Raw genomic sequence first — 16,746 nt, 5'->3', positions numbered from 1 at the left:
GCTGCGCATGCAGGCTTGTTTACAGTGGAATGGGGCAGCGGTGCGGTGTGTCGATGGATTCTCCGCGGGCGAAGCTGCCGGCGATGAGCCGCTGCTCCGGCAAAGCGGTGCGGGGGGATTCGATCTCCTCAATCAGCAGCTCGGCGGCGGCCTTGCCCATGGCCTCGGTGTCCTGGCGGTAGGTGGTCAGCTGCGGCGACATGACCTGCGAGATGAGGTTGCCGTCGTAACCGGCTACCGAGATGTCCCGCGGGATCAGCAGCCCTTCCTCCCGGATGGCCTGCACACCGCCGATGGCGGAGAAGTCGTCCGGGAACAGGATCGCCGTGGGCCGCTGGGGTAAGCTGAGCAGCTGGCGGGTGGCCTTGGCGCAGCCGATGGCGTCGCGGTAGGTACCGGCGATGACGTATTCGTCCGGCACCGTGATGCCGTGGGCGGCGCAGGCGCGGTAGAAACCGACCAGACGCTTTTGGGTAACGGCGCTGTGCTGTTCGCCGTGGATGTAGGCGATGCGCTCATGCCCCAAGGCAGTGAGCTGATCCACCAGCTGGCGGATGCCGTCCACGTTATCGGAGAGCACCGCAGCCCGGTTGTTGAACACATGGTCGACCGTGACCAGCGGCAGATTGCTGTAAGCCAGCTCCACGACCTCGGGGTCGTCAAACTGTACGCAGGCGGCGATCACACCGTCAACGCCGCGGTAGCGGCAATGCTCTAAGTAACTGGAATGGCTGTGGCCAATGTTGTGGTTGATAAAGGTGATGTCGTAGCCCCTGCCCTCGGCGTGGCGCTTGAAGCTGTCCAGCACGGCGGCGAAGAACTCATGGGTCAGGCCGCTCTGGGCTTCGTCCACAAAAAGGACGCCCAGGTTGTAGGTGCGGTTGGTCTTTAAGGCGCGGGCTGCGCTGTTGGGCATGTACCCCAGCTGGCGGGCAGCCTCGCGGACCTTCTCTTTGGTGGCCTGGCTGATGTCGTTATGGCCGTTCAGCGCCTTGCTCACGGTAGCTACCGAGACCCCGCAGGCTTTTGCGATGTCCTTGATGGATGCCATGAGTACCACCTCCCGGTCATGTGTTTGGTTTGGATCGCTTTGTTTGGGTTTTGCGTCCCTTAATCGTTTTCGCATCTTCACTATACAACATGTCAACCACAAAATCAAGCGTTTTTCACGTTTTTTTGTGCATATCGATACGATTTGGCGTTTTGCAAAAATCAGAAGTCCGTCTTTTGGCAGTTTCGTTTGCTGTTTTCGTGAATTTCTGTCGAAATCCGGGGTGATTTTGCAGGGAAGCGCTGCTTATGGTTTCGCTGGCAGGGTGAAAGCAGGCGGTTTTGGGGGTGCCAGGCTGGCGGTGTATGGGTGTTTTGCGGGGATTTTGCAGGCGGTTCATGAAAGTTTCCGGGTCCCGCCCTCCCACGGCCCCTATTATAAATAAGGTATAGATGGGCTTTCGTGCCAGATTTTAGCCGGCAAAATTGTGGAACTTGCCAAATCATCGTTATTTTTATGCCTAAGTCTTGCAATTGCCGAAGAAATGCGCTATTGTAGAGGTAACAACTTAATCGTTTTCGACTTGAACTTTTCAATAAACAGACATCCCATTTGTAAGGAGAGGATCTCTATGAAGTTCGGTCACTTTGACGACGACGCACGGGAATACGTCATCACCACCCCGCGCACGCCGCTGCCGTGGATCAACTACCTGGGCTGCGAGGCTTTCTTTAGCCTTGTCTCCCACACGGCGGGCGGCTACAGTTTTTACAAGGACGCTAAGCTCCGCCGCATCACCCGCTACCGGTATAATAACGTACCTGCGGATTCTAACGGCCGCTATTACTATATTAAAGAGGGCAGCACCATCTGGAACCCCGGCTGGCAGCCCACCCAGACCGAGCTGGATTTTTACGAGTGCCGCCACGGTCTGGGTTACAGCATCATCACCGGCAAAAAGAACAGGCTGGCTGCGCGGCTGGAGCTGTTCGTGCCCGTGGGCGACAACTGCGAGATCGACCGTCTGGTGCTGACCAACGAAAGTGACGCGCCGAAATCGTTTACTGTATTCAGCTATGTAGAGTTCTGTCTGTGGAACGCCGTAGACGATTCCACCAACTTCCAGCGCAACTTCTCCACCGGTGAGGTCGAGGTGGAGGGCAGCACGATCTACCACAAGACCGAATACCGCGAGCGCCGCGACCACTACGCGCTGTACACCGTCAACGCGCCGGTAGACGGCTTTGACACCAGCCGGGATGCTTTTTTGGGTGCCTGGCGCAGCAATGCCAACCCCGAAGTGGTGGAAAAAGGTGCCTGCACCAACTCCGTCGCCCACGGCTGGGCACCGGTCGGCGTACACCAAATCAACGTAACGCTAAACCCCGGCGAGAGCCGCAGCTTAATTTATATGCTGGGCTACATCGAGAACCCGCAGGAGGAAAAGTGGGCCGCCCCCGGCGTCATCAACAAGACCCGCGCCCATGAGCTGATGGCCCGCTATGCCACCGACGCGCAGGTGGATGAAGCCCTGGCCAAGCTGCACGCCCACTGGAACAACCTGCTGTCCACCTACGCGGTCAGGAGCAGCGACGAAAAGCTCGACCGTATGGTGAATATCTGGAACCAGTACCAGTGCATGGTCACCTTCAACATGAGCCGTTCCGCCAGCTACTACGAGAGCGGCACCGGCCGCGGCATGGGTTTCCGGGACAGTTGCCAGGACTTGCTGGGCTTTGTGCACCTCATCCCCGCCCGCGCCCGCGAGCGTATTCTCGACATCGCCGCCACCCAGTTCCCCGACGGCAGCGCCTACCACCAGTACCAGCCGCTGACCAAAAAGGGCAACATGGACGTTGGCTCCGGCTTCAACGATGACCCGCTGTGGCTGATCGCCGCCGTCTATGCCTACCTGGGCGAGACCGGCGACATGAGCATCTTGGACGAGCAGGTGGACTTCGACAACGACCACACCCTCGCCCAGCCGCTGCTGGAACACCTGCGCCGCAGCTTTGGCTACCTGACGACCCACAAAGGCCCCCACGGCCTGCCGCTGATTGGCCGCGCCGACTGGAACGACTGCCTGAACCTGAACTGCTTCAGCGACACGCCTGGCGAGAGTTTCCAGACCACCGGCCCCAGCGAAGGCCCGGTGGCCGAGAGCGTTTTTATCGCAGGTATGTATGTTAAATACGGCAACGAGTTTGCCGAGATTCTTGAAGCCACCGGCCATGCCGATGAAGCCGCCGCTGTGCGTAAAGAAGTTGCCGGCATGGAACATGCCGCCCTCACCGCCGGGTGGGACGGCAAATGGTTCCGCCGTGCCTACGATGCCTACGGCCATGTGGTCGGCGGGCAGGAGTGCGAGGAAGGCCAGATCTTCATCGAGCCCCAGGGCATGTGTGTCATGGCGGGCATCGGCGTGGACACCGGCGAGGCCGTGACCGCGCTGCAGAGCGTACAGACCCGGCTGGACACCAAGTACGGTATTGTTTTGCTGCAGCCTGCTTATACCAAATATCATCTGGAGCTGGGCGAAATTTCCAGCTACCCCCCGGGCTACAAGGAGAACGCCGGCATCTTCTGCCACAACAACCCCTGGGTCAGCTGTGCCGAGACCGTCGTCGGCCACGGCGACCGGGCGTTTGAGATTTACAAAAAGACCTGCCCTGCCTACATCGAGGACATCAGCGAGATCCACCGCACCGAGCCTTACGTCTACAGCCAGATGGTGGCAGGCTGTGACGCCGCCACCTTTGGCGAAGCAAAAAACAGCTGGCTGACCGGCACCGCCGCCTGGACCTTTGTGGATGTGAGCCAGTACATCCTTGGCGTCCAGCCCACGCTGGCGGGGCTGAAAATTGACCCCTGTCTCCCCCACGAGATGGACGGCTTCACCCTGCGCCGCGTCTGGCGCGGGGCAACGTATGAAATTACGGTAAACAACACCGCCCACGCCGAAAAAGGCGTTGCGTCTATGACGGTAAACGGCCAGCCCGTCCCCACTAACACCCTCTCCCCCGCCCCCGCCGGGACCACCGTGCAGGTCAGGGTCGTGATGGGGTAACCCTTTAGCAGGCAATAAAAAGGCTCCCTCTGTGAGACAGACTTCCCCGATACGGGGGAGATGGCGCGAAGCGCCAGAAGGGGAGCGCTGTCGCACACTTAAAACAATTGCAGGGGCGCACACTGTGCGCCCCTGCAATATGCTCTACACTTTTTTATTCTTCCTCCTTTTCCTTAATATCCGGCGCTAAATCCCCGCCGGGCATTTTGTGGCCGAAGGAAGGGACGAAGAAGAACTTGCGGATAATAAAGATCAGCGCAATCGCCCCCACGCTGACAAGGTTCTGCACGGCATCCTCATGGCCAACGATCATGTGGCGGGCGATGGCATACAGCAGCACTTCCAGCACGCTGCCGGGGCTGTGCTTGGCCAGCATCTTGATAAACTCAATGCCGATGACAATATCCAGCGCCCGTTCCAAAAACTCCCGCACTTCCACACTGTTGCCGTGGGTCAGCAGGCCCGGCAGTAATTGCAGCAGGGGCGCCACGCTCAGCAGCAGCGCTACCAGCACAATGGCCGAAAGCACCACTTCCAGCAGCCCGGCCGCCTCGGCCACCTGGTCGCGAAAGACCTGCTTGACGTGTTCTTCCTTGCGGTGCAGCGCACTTTTGGCAATGCGGGGTTCGTAATCCTTCAAAGACATGGGGAAATTCCTCATTTCATAAAAATTCTGCTTGTATTGTAGCATACAACGCCCATCCACGGCAACAGAAAGTTTCCCGTGCGGCGTTCCCCTGCCCGTGCTGTATACGCCCGCCGTACATTATAATCGCCTGTGCCATAGCCTGTGCTGTGTCCGGTGCATCGTCCGGTTAAAGTCATACCTTTGCCCCGCAAACCCCATCAAAAATGACAAAAAGCGCTGGTCAAAACTCACCCTCGTGGTTTTTTGGCTGAAAAAGACAAACCCATCTTGCAATTTGTTCTCCTACGCTTTACACTACTCTTACAGGGTTTTCCTGACTTATCAGTAAAGGGGGAGCTTACGTGCAGTACACGATGCAGCATCGCAGTCATCACGCGGGTTCCCTGTACCCTGCCGGTATCGCAGTAGAAGTATAGCGCAGTGTACCCATACGGGCCGCACTGCGCTTTTTGCTTTTTGGGGAAAGGAGTTTACCATGAAAAAAGTTGCCATCATCATGGGGTCGGACAGTGATTGGCCGGTCGTAAAATCTGCCTGCACGGTGCTCAAGGATTTCGGCATCCCGTTTGAGGCACACATCCTCTCGGCCCACCGCACACCCGAAGCCGCCGCTGACTTTGCCAAGTCCGCCCGTGCCAATGGTTACGGCGTTATCCTGTGCGCGGCTGGCATGGCCGCCCATCTGGCCGGTGCCTTTGCCGCCAACACCACCCTGCCGGTGGTGGGCATCCCGATGAAGGGCGGTGCCCTGGACGGCCTGGACGCATTGCTTGCCACCGTGCAGATGCCCAGCGGTTTCCCGGTGGCTACCGTAGCGCTGAACGGCGCCAAGAACGCCGCTTACCTGGCCGTGGCCATCCTTGCCGTGGCTGATGACGACCTGGCCGCCAAGCTGGACAAGTTCCGTGCGGACACCGCCGCCGCTATCGCCAAAAAGGACGCTGCCATCGCCGCCGAGGCCGCCGCGCTGTAAGGCACAAAAAGGTGTCAAAGCCCCAACAATTTTCTTGCACATTGTCTGAAAACAGGGTACAATGAAAGTGCCCGCTACTTATTATAATACACAACTATAAAAAGGAGCGTTTTACGATGAATTACGAAGTTAAAGAGCAGATGTACGAAGGCAAAGCCAAGCAGGTTTTCGCTACCAGCGACCCCGAGATCGTAATGGTCCACTACAAGGACGATGCCACCGCCGGTGACGGCGAGAAGAAGGGCACCATCCGCGACAAGGGCATCGTGAACAACAAGCTGTCCAATGCCCTGATGCAGAAGTTGGAGAAAGAGGGCATCCCCACCCACTATGTGCAGGAGATCAACGACCGCGACACCTTTGTAAAGAAGGTTGAGATCGTGCCCCTGGAGGTCATCATCCGCAACGTCGCCGCCGGCCACTTCACCCTGCGCATGGGCGTGCCCGAGGGTACCGAGTTCAAGACCCCCATCCTGGAGTTCAGCTACAAGAACGACGACCTGCATGATCCGTTCATCAACCACTACTATGCCCTGGCTCTCGGCCTGGCCACCCAGGAAGAGATCGATACCATCACCAAGTACGCCTTCAAGATCAACGAAGTCCTGAAGAAGATCCTGCTGGATGCCAACATCCGCCTGATCGACTTCAAGGTCGAGTTCGGCCGCCTGTCCGACGGCACCATCATCCTGGCCGACGAGATCAGCCCCGACACCTGCCGTTTCTGGGATGCCACCACCGGCGCACATCTGGACAAGGACCTGTTCCGCCGCAACCTGGGCGGCGAGGCTGATGCCTACCAGGAAGTTATGAAGCGCCTGCTGGGCTAAATTTCCGCAAACGGAACGGAGCATAGAATGAGCGAAATTTCCCAATTCAGCCAGGGCCTGCACGAGGAGTGCGGTGTCTTTGGCATGTACGATAAGACCGGCGCGACCGATATGGTCAGTGCCGTATACAGTGCGCTGTACGCCCTGCAGCATCGCGGGCAGGAAAGCTGCGGCATCGCCCTGAACGTGGACGGTGTGCTTTCCGGCCACCGCGACTTGGGGCTGGTGAGCGAGGTGTTCACCAAGCGCGTGCTGGAGGACCTGCCCCGCGGCGCCAAGATGGCCACCGGCCACGTGCGTTACGCCACCGCAGGCCAGCGCAGCCGTTCCAACGCGCAGCCGATGATTTTGCATCACTGCAAGGGTGCCATGGCCGTATGCCACAACGGCAACCTGGTCAACGCCCCCAAGCTGCGCCGTAAGCTGGAGATGAGCGGTTCCATCTTCCACGGCACCTCGGATACCGAGGTCATCGCCTACCTGCTGACCCAGAACCGCCTGCTGACCCCCAACATTGAGATGGCCGTCAGCCGCACGATGGACGACATCGAGGGCGCGTATTCTCTGGTCATCATGACCCATACCAAGCTGATCGCCGCCCGCGACCCCAACGGCTTCCGCCCGCTGTGCATCGGCGAGCTGCCCGATGGTTCCGGATGGGCCTTTGCCAGCGAGAGCTGCGCCCTGGACGCCGTCGGCGCCAAATTCGTGCGGGACGTCAAGCCCGGTGAAATCGTCATCGCTGACCGCAACGGTCTGCGCAGCATCGAGGATCACTGCGGCACCGCTCCCCACACGATGTGCGTGTTCGAGTACATCTACTTTGCCCGCCCGGATTCCATCATCGAGGGCACCTGCGTCCATGAGGCCCGCCTGCAGGCCGGCCGTTTCCTGGCGCAGGAGCATCCCGTCGAGGCCGACGTCGTCATCGGCGCGCCGGATTCCGGCCTGGACGCCGCCCTGGGTTACGCCCAGGAGAGCGGCATCCCCTACGGCATAGGCTTTATCAAGAACAAATATGTCGGCCGCACCTTCATTCAGGGCAGCCAGGCCCAGCGCGAGAGCAGCGTCCGCATCAAGCTGAACGCCATCTCCTCCACGGTCAAGGGCAAGCGCGTCGTGCTGGTGGATGACTCCATCGTGCGCGGCACCACCAGTGCCCGCACCATCCGCCTGCTGCGCGAGGCCGGCGCCGCCGAGGTACACTACCGCATCAGCGCCCCGCCGTTCGCCCACCCCTGCTATTTCGGCACCGACATCCCCGACGAAAAAGACCTGATTGCCACCGGCCATACGGTGGAGGAGATCAACAAGCTGGTGGGTTCCGACACGCTGGGGTACCTGAGCATCGAGCATGTGCAGCAGCTGGCCATCCACAGCAAGTGCGGGTTCTGCACCGGCTGCTTTACCGGCAAGTACCCCGTGGCCCCGCCCACCGAGACGATGGACATCGTCTACGACAAGCCGCTGAGCCAATCCAACAGCAATAAAAAATTGTAAATTAACGTTGGCAATGGATTTTCCCACACGTTTGTAGGGGGCGATGCTCGCATCCGCCCCTACACAACAGGAAGTCAATGCCCGCGGACACATGTTACCGCAAACTCTACTTTGATAGGAGTACACCATGGAAAAAAGCTATTCTGCCAGTTACGCCGCTGCAGGCGTGGATATTACGGCCGGGTATCGTTCGGTCGAACTGATGAAACAGTATGTCGCCCGCACCATGACCGAGAACTGCATCGGCGGGCTGGGCGGCTTCGGCGGCCTGTTTGAGCTGGATTGCTCCGGTATGGAGCATCCCGTCCTGATCTCCGGCACCGACGGCGTGGGCACCAAGCTGCGCATCGCCATGCTGCTGGACAAGCACGACACCATCGGCATCGACTGCGTGGCCATGTGCGTCAACGACGTGATCTGCGCCGGTGCCAAGCCGCTGGTTTTCCTGGATTACATCGCCTGCGGCAAGAACATCCCTGAGAAAATTGCCGAGATCGTCAAGGGCGTGGCCGAGGGCTGCGTGCAGGCTGGCTGCTCCCTGGTGGGCGGCGAAACTGCCGAGCATCCCGGCATGATGCCCGAGGATGAGTACGACCTGGCCGGTTTCACCGTCGGTGTGGTCGACAAGGCCAAGATCCTGGACAACTCCACCATGCAGGCGGGCGATGTCATCATCGCCCTGCCCTCTACCGGCGTGCACTCCAACGGTTTCTCGCTGGTACGCAAGATTTTTGATATTGACAACAACCCCGATGTGCTGAAAAAGACCTTCGACGGCATGGACAAGCCCCTGGGCGAGGCTCTGCTGGCCCCCACCCGCATCTACGTCAAGCCCGTGCTGGCTGTGATGGACGAGGTCAAGGTCAAGGGCGTTTCCCACATCACCGGCGGCGGCTTCTACGAGAACATCCCCCGCAGCCTGAAGAAGGGCTGCGCCGCCCGCATTGCCAAGGCCGATGTGCGCATCCCCGCCCTGTTTGATGTAATGCAGCGCGAGGGCAGCATCAGTGAGCATGACATGTTCAACACCTTTAATATGGGCGTTGGCATGGTGCTGACCGTGGCCCCCGAGGACGCCGACAAGGCTATCGCCATCCTGCAGGCCCACGGCGAGGACGCCTACCGCCTGGGCACCATCGTCGAGGGCGACGGGGTGGAACTGGTATGAAGCGTGTAGCAGTTCTGGTCTCCGGCGGCGGCACCAACCTGCAGGCGTTGCTGGAAAGCGAGCGCCGCGGCGAGAACCCCAACGGCCGGATCGTGCTGGTGGTCGCCAGCAAGCCCGGCGTCTACGCGCTGGAACGCGCCGCCAGCTTTGGCGTGGAATCCGCCGTGGTCAGCCGCAAAGACTATGCTGACAGCGCCGCCTTTGACGCCGCCCTGCTGGACGCCCTGCAAAGCCATAACATTGACGTGGTGGTGCTGGCCGGGTTCCTGAGCGTGCTGGGCGAGAAGGTCATTGCCGCTTACCGCAACAAGATCATCAACGTGCATCCCAGCCTGATCCCCAGCTTTTGCGGCCCAGGCTTCTACGGGCTGAAAGTCCACGAAGCCGCCCTGGCCCGGGGCGTAAAGCTGACCGGTGCCACCGTGCATCTGGTCAACGAGGAGTGCGACGGCGGGCCTATCCTTTTGCAGAAAGCCGTGGCCGTCCAGCCCGGCGACACCCCCGAGGTGCTGCAGAAGCGCGTGATGGTCGAAGCCGAATGGAAGCTGCTGCCCCAGGCCCTGGCCATGGTGTGCAGCGATGAGGTATAAACAATGAAGAAAAATCTGTACAAATATCTGGCCGGTAACGAGTATCCCGGCCGCGGCATTGTGCTGGGCCTGACCCCCGACAGCAAAAAGGCCGTGGTGGCCTACTGGATCATGGGCCGCAGCGCCAACAGCCGCAACCGCGTGTTTGAGCCTATCGAAGGCGGCATCCGCACGGTGGCCGCTGACCCCGCCAAGCTGGAAGACCCGCACCTCATCATCTATAACGCCGTGCTGACCCTGCGGGAGACCACCGTGGTCACCAACGGCGACCAGACCGATACGATTGCCCAATTCATGAACGGCAACCTTTTCCCCGGTTACAGCTTTGAGGCTGCGCTGGCCACCCGTACTTATGAGGACGACGCCCCCAACTTCACCCCGCGCATTTCCGGCGTGGTGGATATGCGCCGCGGCGGCTACAAGCTGTCCATCGTCAAATCCAACGAGGGCAACGCCGCCAGCGTGCAGCGCTATACCTTCGATTACCCCCAGCCCGTTGCCGGTGAGGGCCACTTCATCAGCACCTACCAGAAGAACGGTGCCCCCATCCCCAGCTTTGCCGGGGAACCGCTGCACGTCGCCATCGATGAGAACGACCCCGATAAGTTTGCCGACAAGCTCTGGAAGAACCTGAACGAGGATAACAAGGTCAGCCTGTTTGTGCGCAGCATCGAGCTGGAGACCGGCACCTACGAGGACGTTATCCTGAACAAATACACCGCTGTGGAGGGTTAATATGAACGAATTTCAGCTGAAATACGGCACCAACCCCAACCAGAAGCCCGCCCGCATCTACATGGCCGACGGCTCCGACCTGCCGGTGCAGATCCTGAACGGCCGCCCGGGCTACATCAACTTTCTGGATGCGTTCAACTCCTGGCAGCTGGTGCGCGACCTGAAAAAGGCCCTGGGCCAGCCCGCCGCCGCCAGCTTCAAGCATGTGTCCCCCGCCGGTGCGGCCATCGGCCTGCCGCTGGATGACACCCTGCGCGCCATGTACCACATTGCCCCCGAGACCGAGCTGTCTCCCCTGGCCTGCGCCTACGCCCGCGCCCGCGGCGCCGACCGCATGTCCAGCTTTGGCGACTGGATCGCGCTGTCCGATGTCTGCGACCTCTCCACCGCCAAGCTCATTCAGCACGAAGTTTCCGACGGCATCATCGCCCCCGGTTACGATGCTGACGCGCTGGAAGTGCTGAAAAGCAAAAAGAAGGGCAACTACGCCATCGTGCAGATCGACGCCGCCTACGAGCCGAAACCGCTGGAGACCCGCACCGTCTTTGGCGTGACCTTCGAGCAGGGCCGTCAGGACCTGGACATCAGCGACGCCACGATGCTGCAGAACATCGTGACCGAGAACCAGTTCATCAGCGAGGAGCAGCGCCGCGACCTCATCATCAGCCTCATCGTACTGAAGTACACCCAGTCCAACAGCGTTTGCTACGTGCAGGACGGCCAGACCATCGGCGTAGGTGCCGGCCAGCAGAGCCGCGTGCACTGCACCCGCCTGGCAGGCCAGAAGGCTGACAACTGGCAGCTGCGCCACATGCCCAAGGTGCTGAACCTGCCCTTCCGCCCCGACATTGCCAAGCCCAACCGCGACAACGCCATCGACGTCTACATCGGTGATACGCCGCAGGATGTCATCGGCGATGACGTCTGGGCTGAAACCTTTACCGAGCAGCCCGCCCCGCTGACGCTGGACGAAAAGCGCGCCTGGCTGGATGCCGTGACCGGCGTTGCCTTAGGCAGTGATGCTTTCTTCCCCTTCGGCGATAATATCGAGCGTGCCCGCCGCAGCGGCGTAACGGCCATTGTGCAGCCGGGCGGCTCCATCCGGGACCAGCAGGTCATTGATACCTGCAACAAGTACGGCATTGCGATGGCGTTCTGCGGCATCCGGCTGTTCCATCATTAAACGCAAAAAACAACTCGCCTGCGGCGATTTTTCGTCGCGGGCTGTTGTGCTGTCAAGGAGGACGCTTATGAAAATTCTGGTTGTAGGCGGCGGCGGGCGCGAGCACGCCATTATCCGCGCACTGAAAAAAAGCCCCCTCTGCACCGAGATCTGGTGCACACCCGGCAACGGCGGCATCAGCTACGATGCCCACTGCAAGGCCATCCCCGCCACCGACGTGGACTCCATGGTCGCCTTTGCCAAAGAGGAAGCCTTTGACTATGTAGTCGTTGCCCAGGATGACCCCCTGGCCTTGGGCATGGTCGACGCCCTGGCGGCGGTCGGCATCCCGGCCTTTGGCCCCGACAAAGCCGCGGCCCGCATCGAGGCCAGCAAGGTATTTAGCAAGGACCTGATGAAGAAATACGGCATCCCCACCGCCAAGTACGAGACCTTCGACGACCCCGCTAAGGTCATGGCGTACATCCGTGCCGAGGGCAAGTATCCCGTGGTCATCAAGGCCGACGGCCTGGCCCTGGGCAAGGGCGTGCTGATCTGCCAGAACGAGCAGGAAGCCGCCGACGGCGTGAAAGAGATCATGCTGGATAAAAAGTTCGGTGCATCGGGCAATCATGTGGTGGTCGAGGAGTTCCTCACCGGCCCCGAGGTCAGCGTGCTGTCCTTCTGCGATGGAAAGACCGTCAAGCCGATGGTCTCCAGCATGGACCACAAGCGTGCGCTGGACCATGACGAAGGCCTGAACACCGGCGGCATGGGCACCGTGGCCCCCAACCCCTACTACACCCCCGCCGTGGCCGACCGCTGCATGAAGGAGATCTTCCTGCCTACCGTGGCCGCCATGCAGGCCGAGGGCTGCCCCTTTAAGGGCTGCCTTTACTTTGGCCTGATGCTGACCCCCGACGGCCCCAAGGTCATCGAGTACAACTGCCGCTTTGGCGACCCGGAGACCCAGGTGGTGCTGCCCCTGCTGGAAAGCGACCTGTTGACCGTGATGCAGGCTACCACCAACGGCACGCTGGATAAGACCGAGGTCAAGTTCAGCGACGGCGCTGCCGCCTGTGTCATTCTGGCCAGCGGCGGCTATCCCCTCGCCTACGAGAAGGGCAAGGAGATCACCGGCCTGACCGAGGGCCAGTTGGATGCCGCCGACGTGACCGTCTACCATGCGGGCACCGCCATCAAGGAGGGCAAGCTAGTCACCAACGGCGGCCGTGTGCTGGGCGTGACGGCCACCGCCGCCACCCTGCCCGAGGCACTGAAAAAAGCCTACGCTGCCAGCGAGAGCATCCACTTTGACAAGCTGCACAAGCGCAGCGACATCGGCGCAAGAGCGCTGGCTGCGATGCAGTAACGGAGGAATATACAATGGTATATCGCATTTATGTTGAGAAAAAGCCCGGTTTTGACGGCGAGGCTCAGGGCCTTTGCCACGAGCTGGTCGACCTGCTGGGCATTAAGGCCCTGAAAGGTCTGCGGCTCATCAACCGTTATGATGTCGAGGGTATCGACAACGTCCTGTTCCAGCAGGCCATCCCTACTGTCTTCAGCGAGCCGCCGGTAGACACCACCTACACCACCCTGCCCGAGGCCCAGCACGTTTTTGCTGTTGAGTACCTGCCCGGCCAGTTTGACCAGCGTGCTGACTCTGCCAGTCAGTGTATCCAGCTGCTCAGCCAGGGCGAGCGCCCCACCGTACGCAGCGCCCGCGTCTACCTGCTGGAGGGCGATTTGACCGGGGACGACATCGCCGCCATTAAAAAGTACGTCATCAACCCCGTCGAGGCACGCGAAGCCAGCCTTGAGGAGCGCAGCACCCTCAAGATGGAGTTTGCCATCCCCACCGAGGTAGAGACCCTGACCGGCTTTACCTCCCTGGACGACGATGCCCTGGAAGCCTTCCGCAACGAGAAGGGCCTGGCCATGGACCACGCCGACATCAAGTTCTGCCAGGACTACTTCAAGTCCGAGCACCGCGACCCCACCATCACCGAGATCCGCCTGATCGACACCTACTGGTCCGACCACTGCCGCCACACTACCTTCGGCACCATTCTGGACGACGTGCAGATCGATGACGAGCTGGTGCAGGCTGCCTTTGACCGCTACATGGCCCTGCGCGAGGAGACCGGCCGCGACAAGAAGAACCGCACCCTGATGGACTGCGCCACCATCGCCGCCAAGGCCCTGAAGCAGCGCGGCATCCTGAAGAACCTGGACGAGAGCGAGGAGATCAACGCCTGCACCGTTAAGATCAAGTGCGATGTCGACGGCGAGCTGCAGGACTGGCTGTTTCTCTTTAAGAATGAGACCCACAACCACCCCACCGAGATCGAGCCTTTCGGCGGTGCTGCCACCTGCATCGGCGGTGCCATCCGCGATCCCCTGTCCGGCCGCAGCTACGTCTACCAGGCCATGCGCGTGACCGGCGCAGCCGACCCGCTGAAGCCTGTCTCCGAGACGATGCCCGGCAAGCTGCCCCAGCGCAAGCTGGTCACCACCGCCGCTGCCGGTTACTCCAGCTACGGCAACCAGATTGGCCTTGCCACCGGCCAGGTCTCTGAACTGTATCACCCCGGCTACGCTGCCAAGCGCATGGAGATCGGCGCAGTCGTGGGCGCAACGCCTGCCAGCCATGTCCGCCGCGAGGAACCCGCCCCCGGCGATGTGGTCATCCTGCTGGGCGGCCGCACCGGCCGTGACGGCATCGGCGGCGCCACCGGCTCCTCCAAGGCCCACAAGCTGACCAGCCTGGAGACCTGCGGTGCCGAGGTGCAGAAGGGCAACGCCCCCATCGAGCGTAAGCTGCAGCGTCTGTTCCGCCGCGAGGATGCCTGCCGCCTCATCAAGCGCTGCAACGACTTTGGCGCAGGCGGTGTCTCTGTTGCCATCGGTGAGCTGGCCGACGGTCTGAAGATCGACCTGAACAAGGTCACCAAGAAATACGAGGGTCTGGACGGCACCGAACTGGCCATCTCCGAGAGCCAGGAGCGTATGGCCGTGGCTGTCGCTGCCGAGGATGCCGAGACCTTTATGCAGTACGCCGCCGAGGAAAACCTCGAAGCTACGATCGTTGCCACCGTTACCGAGGAAAAGCGCATGCGCGAATTCTGGAACGGCAAGGCCATCGTCGACCTCTCCCGCGAGTTCCTGAACTCCAACGGTGCCGAGCGTCACGCCAACGTACACATCCTCAAGGGTCATGTCTGGCAGCCCCAGTTTGCCGGTGCTACCTTTGAGCAGAAGATGGAGCACCTGGTCTCCGACCTGAACGTCTGCAGCCAGAAGGGTCTGGGCGAGCGCTTCGACTCCACCATCGGCGCAGCCACTGTGCTGATGCCCTACGGCGGCAAGTACCAGCTGACCCCCTCCATGGCCATGGCTGCCAAGCTGCCCGTGGACGGCGAGACCACCACCTGCTCCGGCATGGCCTGGGGCTTCAACCCCTACCTGACCGAGGCCGACCCCTACCGCGGCGCTTATCTGGCCGTGGTCGAGAGCATCACCAAGCTGGTGTGCGCCGGTTTCCACCACGAGAATATGTACCTGACCTTCCAGGAATACTTTGAGCACATGAACGACAAGCCCGAGCGCTGGGGCAAGCCGCTGGCCGCCCTGCTGGGTGCCCTGGATGCCCAGATGGGCCTGGGCATTGCCTCCATCGGCGGCAAGGACTCCATGTCCGGCAGCTTTGAAGGCCTGGATGTTCCCCCCACGCTGGTCAGCTTTGCCACCGCCATCGGCAATACCCGCGATGTGCAGAGCCCCGAGTTCAAGAAAGCCAACAGCGCCGTTGTTTTGCTGCGTCCCCAGTATAAGGACGGCCTGCCCGAAATCGGCAGCCTGATCGCCATCTACAAGACCGTCGAGCAGATGATCGACGAAGGCAAGGTGCTGTCTGCCGCTACCCCCGGTTACGGCGGCGTTGCCGAGGCCCTGTTCAAGATGTGCGTGGGCAACCATGTGGGCCTGCAGCTCTCCAACGACCTGAACTTCAACGACCTGTTCAAGCCCGCTTACGGCAGCGTGATTTTGGAGCTGCTGGACCCGTCCGCCGGCGAGTTCCTGGGCTTTACCACCGTGGACTACACGCTGGAAGCCGGCAAAGAGATGATCGACCTGGCCAAGCTGCAGGAGAAGTGGGAAGCCAAGCTGGAGCCGGTCTTCCCCTACCGCAAGGCCGGCCCGACTGTGCCTGCGCTGGAGCATGACTGCCCCACCAACAAGCGCGTGGCCCCCGCTGTGCGCCTGGCTACCCCGCGGGTCATCATCCCCGTCTTCCCCGGCACCAACTGTGAGTATGATACCGCCCGCGCCTTCCGCCAGGCCGGCGGCGACCCGCACATTCTGGTGCTGAAAAACCTGACCCCCGCCGATGTTGCCGAGAGCTGTGAAGCCCTGGTCAAGGAGCTGGACGAAGCCCAGATCCTGATGCTGCCGGGCGGCTTCTCCGGCGGTGACGAGCCGGACGGCTCCGCCAAGTTCATCGCGGCGTTCTTCCGCTCCCCCGCTGTGGCCGATGCCGTCAACCGCCTGCTGAACCAGCGCGACGGCCTGGCCTTGGGCATCTGCAACGGCTTCCAGGCTCTCATCAAGCTGGGCCTGGTCCCCTACGGCGAGATCCGCCCCATCACGGCCGATGACCCGACCCTGACCTTCAACACCATCCATCGCCACCAGAGCATGCTGGTGCGCACCCGCGTTGCCAGCAACAAGAGTCCCTGGCTGAGCCGCTGCGACATCAACGATGAGCACCTGATCGCCATCAGCCACGGCGAGGGCCGCTTTGTCTGCAGTCAGACGCTGCTGAACCAGCTGATCGACAACGGCCAGATCGCCACCCAGTACGTCGACCTGACCTGCCAGCCCACCATGGACCTGCGCTACAACCCCAACGGCTCCGTAATGGCTATCGAGGGCATCACCAGCCCGGATGGCCGCGTCTTTGGCAAAATGGGCCACAGCGAACGCTACGGCGAACGCCTGTACAAGAACGTTACCGGCGACAAGTACCAGCCTATCTTTGAGGGCGGCGTGAACTATTTTAAGCTGTAAGAAAGTAG

Annotated in this window: 13 protein-coding genes; 11 read left to right on the top strand and 2 right to left on the bottom strand. The window is 61.0% G+C overall.

The annotated features are described in order from the left end of the window. Positions 1 to 19: 19 nt before the first annotated feature. Entirely contained in the window at positions 20 to 1,051 is a 1,032-nt protein-coding gene (locus OGM81_10585) for a LacI family transcriptional regulator (protein ID UYJ42780.1), read from the bottom strand. On the opposite strand from OGM81_10585, the gene OGM81_10580 reads away from it, so the two are divergent. Further along, positions 1,032 to 1,436, top strand: coding sequence for a hypothetical protein (locus tag OGM81_10580; GenBank protein ID UYJ42779.1), 405 nt, complete (start codon positions 1,032 to 1,034; stop codon positions 1,434 to 1,436). The two genes, OGM81_10585 and OGM81_10580, sit on opposite strands and share 20 nt — an antisense overlap. A gap of 186 nt (positions 1,437 to 1,622) precedes the next feature. Further along, positions 1,623 to 4,058 carry a glycosyl transferase gene (locus OGM81_10575; protein UYJ42778.1) on the top strand — a complete coding sequence of 812 codons (2,436 nt, stop codon included), beginning with the start codon at positions 1,623 to 1,625 and terminating at the stop codon, positions 4,056 to 4,058. A gap of 154 nt (positions 4,059 to 4,212) precedes the next feature. Here the strand turns inward: OGM81_10575 and OGM81_10570 are convergent, their stop codons facing one another. Then, positions 4,213 to 4,704 carry a transporter gene (locus tag OGM81_10570; protein UYJ42777.1) on the bottom strand — a complete coding sequence of 164 codons (492 nt, stop codon included), beginning with the start codon at positions 4,702 to 4,704 and terminating at the stop codon, positions 4,213 to 4,215. 478 nt (positions 4,705 to 5,182) lie between these two features. On the opposite strand from OGM81_10570, the gene purE reads away from it, so the two are divergent. The 9 genes from purE (at position 5,183) to OGM81_10525 (ending at position 16,738) form a co-directional block, all read left to right on the top strand. Continuing rightward, positions 5,183 to 5,680, top strand: coding sequence for a 5-(carboxyamino)imidazole ribonucleotide mutase (gene purE, locus OGM81_10565; protein ID UYJ42776.1), 498 nt, complete (start codon positions 5,183 to 5,185; stop codon positions 5,678 to 5,680). 116 nt (positions 5,681 to 5,796) lie between these two features. Then, a complete protein-coding gene (locus OGM81_10560; protein ID UYJ42775.1) occupies positions 5,797 to 6,510 on the top strand; it encodes a phosphoribosylaminoimidazolesuccinocarboxamide synthase in 714 nt (237 codons plus the stop codon). A gap of 36 nt (positions 6,511 to 6,546) precedes the next feature. Next, positions 6,547 to 8,010, top strand: a complete 1,464-nt coding sequence (gene purF, locus OGM81_10555; protein UYJ44995.1) for an amidophosphoribosyltransferase — start codon at positions 6,547 to 6,549, stop codon at positions 8,008 to 8,010. A 127-nt stretch (positions 8,011 to 8,137) separates the two neighbouring features. Continuing rightward, complete coding sequence (purM, locus tag OGM81_10550) at positions 8,138 to 9,178, top strand: phosphoribosylformylglycinamidine cyclo-ligase (protein ID UYJ42774.1); 1,041 nt, start codon at positions 8,138 to 8,140, stop codon at positions 9,176 to 9,178. After that, entirely contained in the window at positions 9,175 to 9,768 is a 594-nt protein-coding gene (gene purN / locus OGM81_10545; protein UYJ42773.1) for a phosphoribosylglycinamide formyltransferase, read from the top strand. Before purM ends, purN begins: the two co-directional genes overlap by 4 nt. Before the next feature lie 3 nt (positions 9,769 to 9,771). Beyond that, the gene (locus tag OGM81_10540) at positions 9,772 to 10,503 is read left to right on the top strand and encodes an IMP cyclohydrolase (GenBank protein ID UYJ42772.1); all 732 of its coding nucleotides are present in this window, start codon (positions 9,772 to 9,774) and stop codon (positions 10,501 to 10,503) included. A gap of 1 nt (position 10,504) precedes the next feature. Beyond that, positions 10,505 to 11,686 (top strand): phosphoribosylaminoimidazolecarboxamide formyltransferase, encoded by a 1,182-nt coding sequence (locus OGM81_10535; GenBank protein ID UYJ42771.1) that lies wholly within the window; start codon positions 10,505 to 10,507, stop codon positions 11,684 to 11,686. 67 nt (positions 11,687 to 11,753) lie between these two features. Beyond that, on the top strand, positions 11,754 to 13,037 hold the full coding sequence (purD, locus tag OGM81_10530) for a phosphoribosylamine--glycine ligase (protein UYJ42770.1): 1,284 nt from the start codon (positions 11,754 to 11,756) through the stop codon (positions 13,035 to 13,037). Positions 13,038 to 13,051: 14 nt separating this feature from the next. Beyond that, positions 13,052 to 16,738 carry a phosphoribosylformylglycinamidine synthase gene (locus OGM81_10525; protein ID UYJ42769.1) on the top strand — a complete coding sequence of 1,229 codons (3,687 nt, stop codon included), beginning with the start codon at positions 13,052 to 13,054 and terminating at the stop codon, positions 16,736 to 16,738. Positions 16,739 to 16,746: the final 8 nt, after the last annotated feature.

The sequence above is a fragment of the Oscillospiraceae bacterium genome (assembly GCA_025758045.1).
Taxonomy (GTDB): domain Bacteria; phylum Bacillota; class Clostridia; order Oscillospirales; family Ruminococcaceae; genus Gemmiger.
This window is presented reverse-complemented; position numbering and strand designations above follow the sequence as displayed.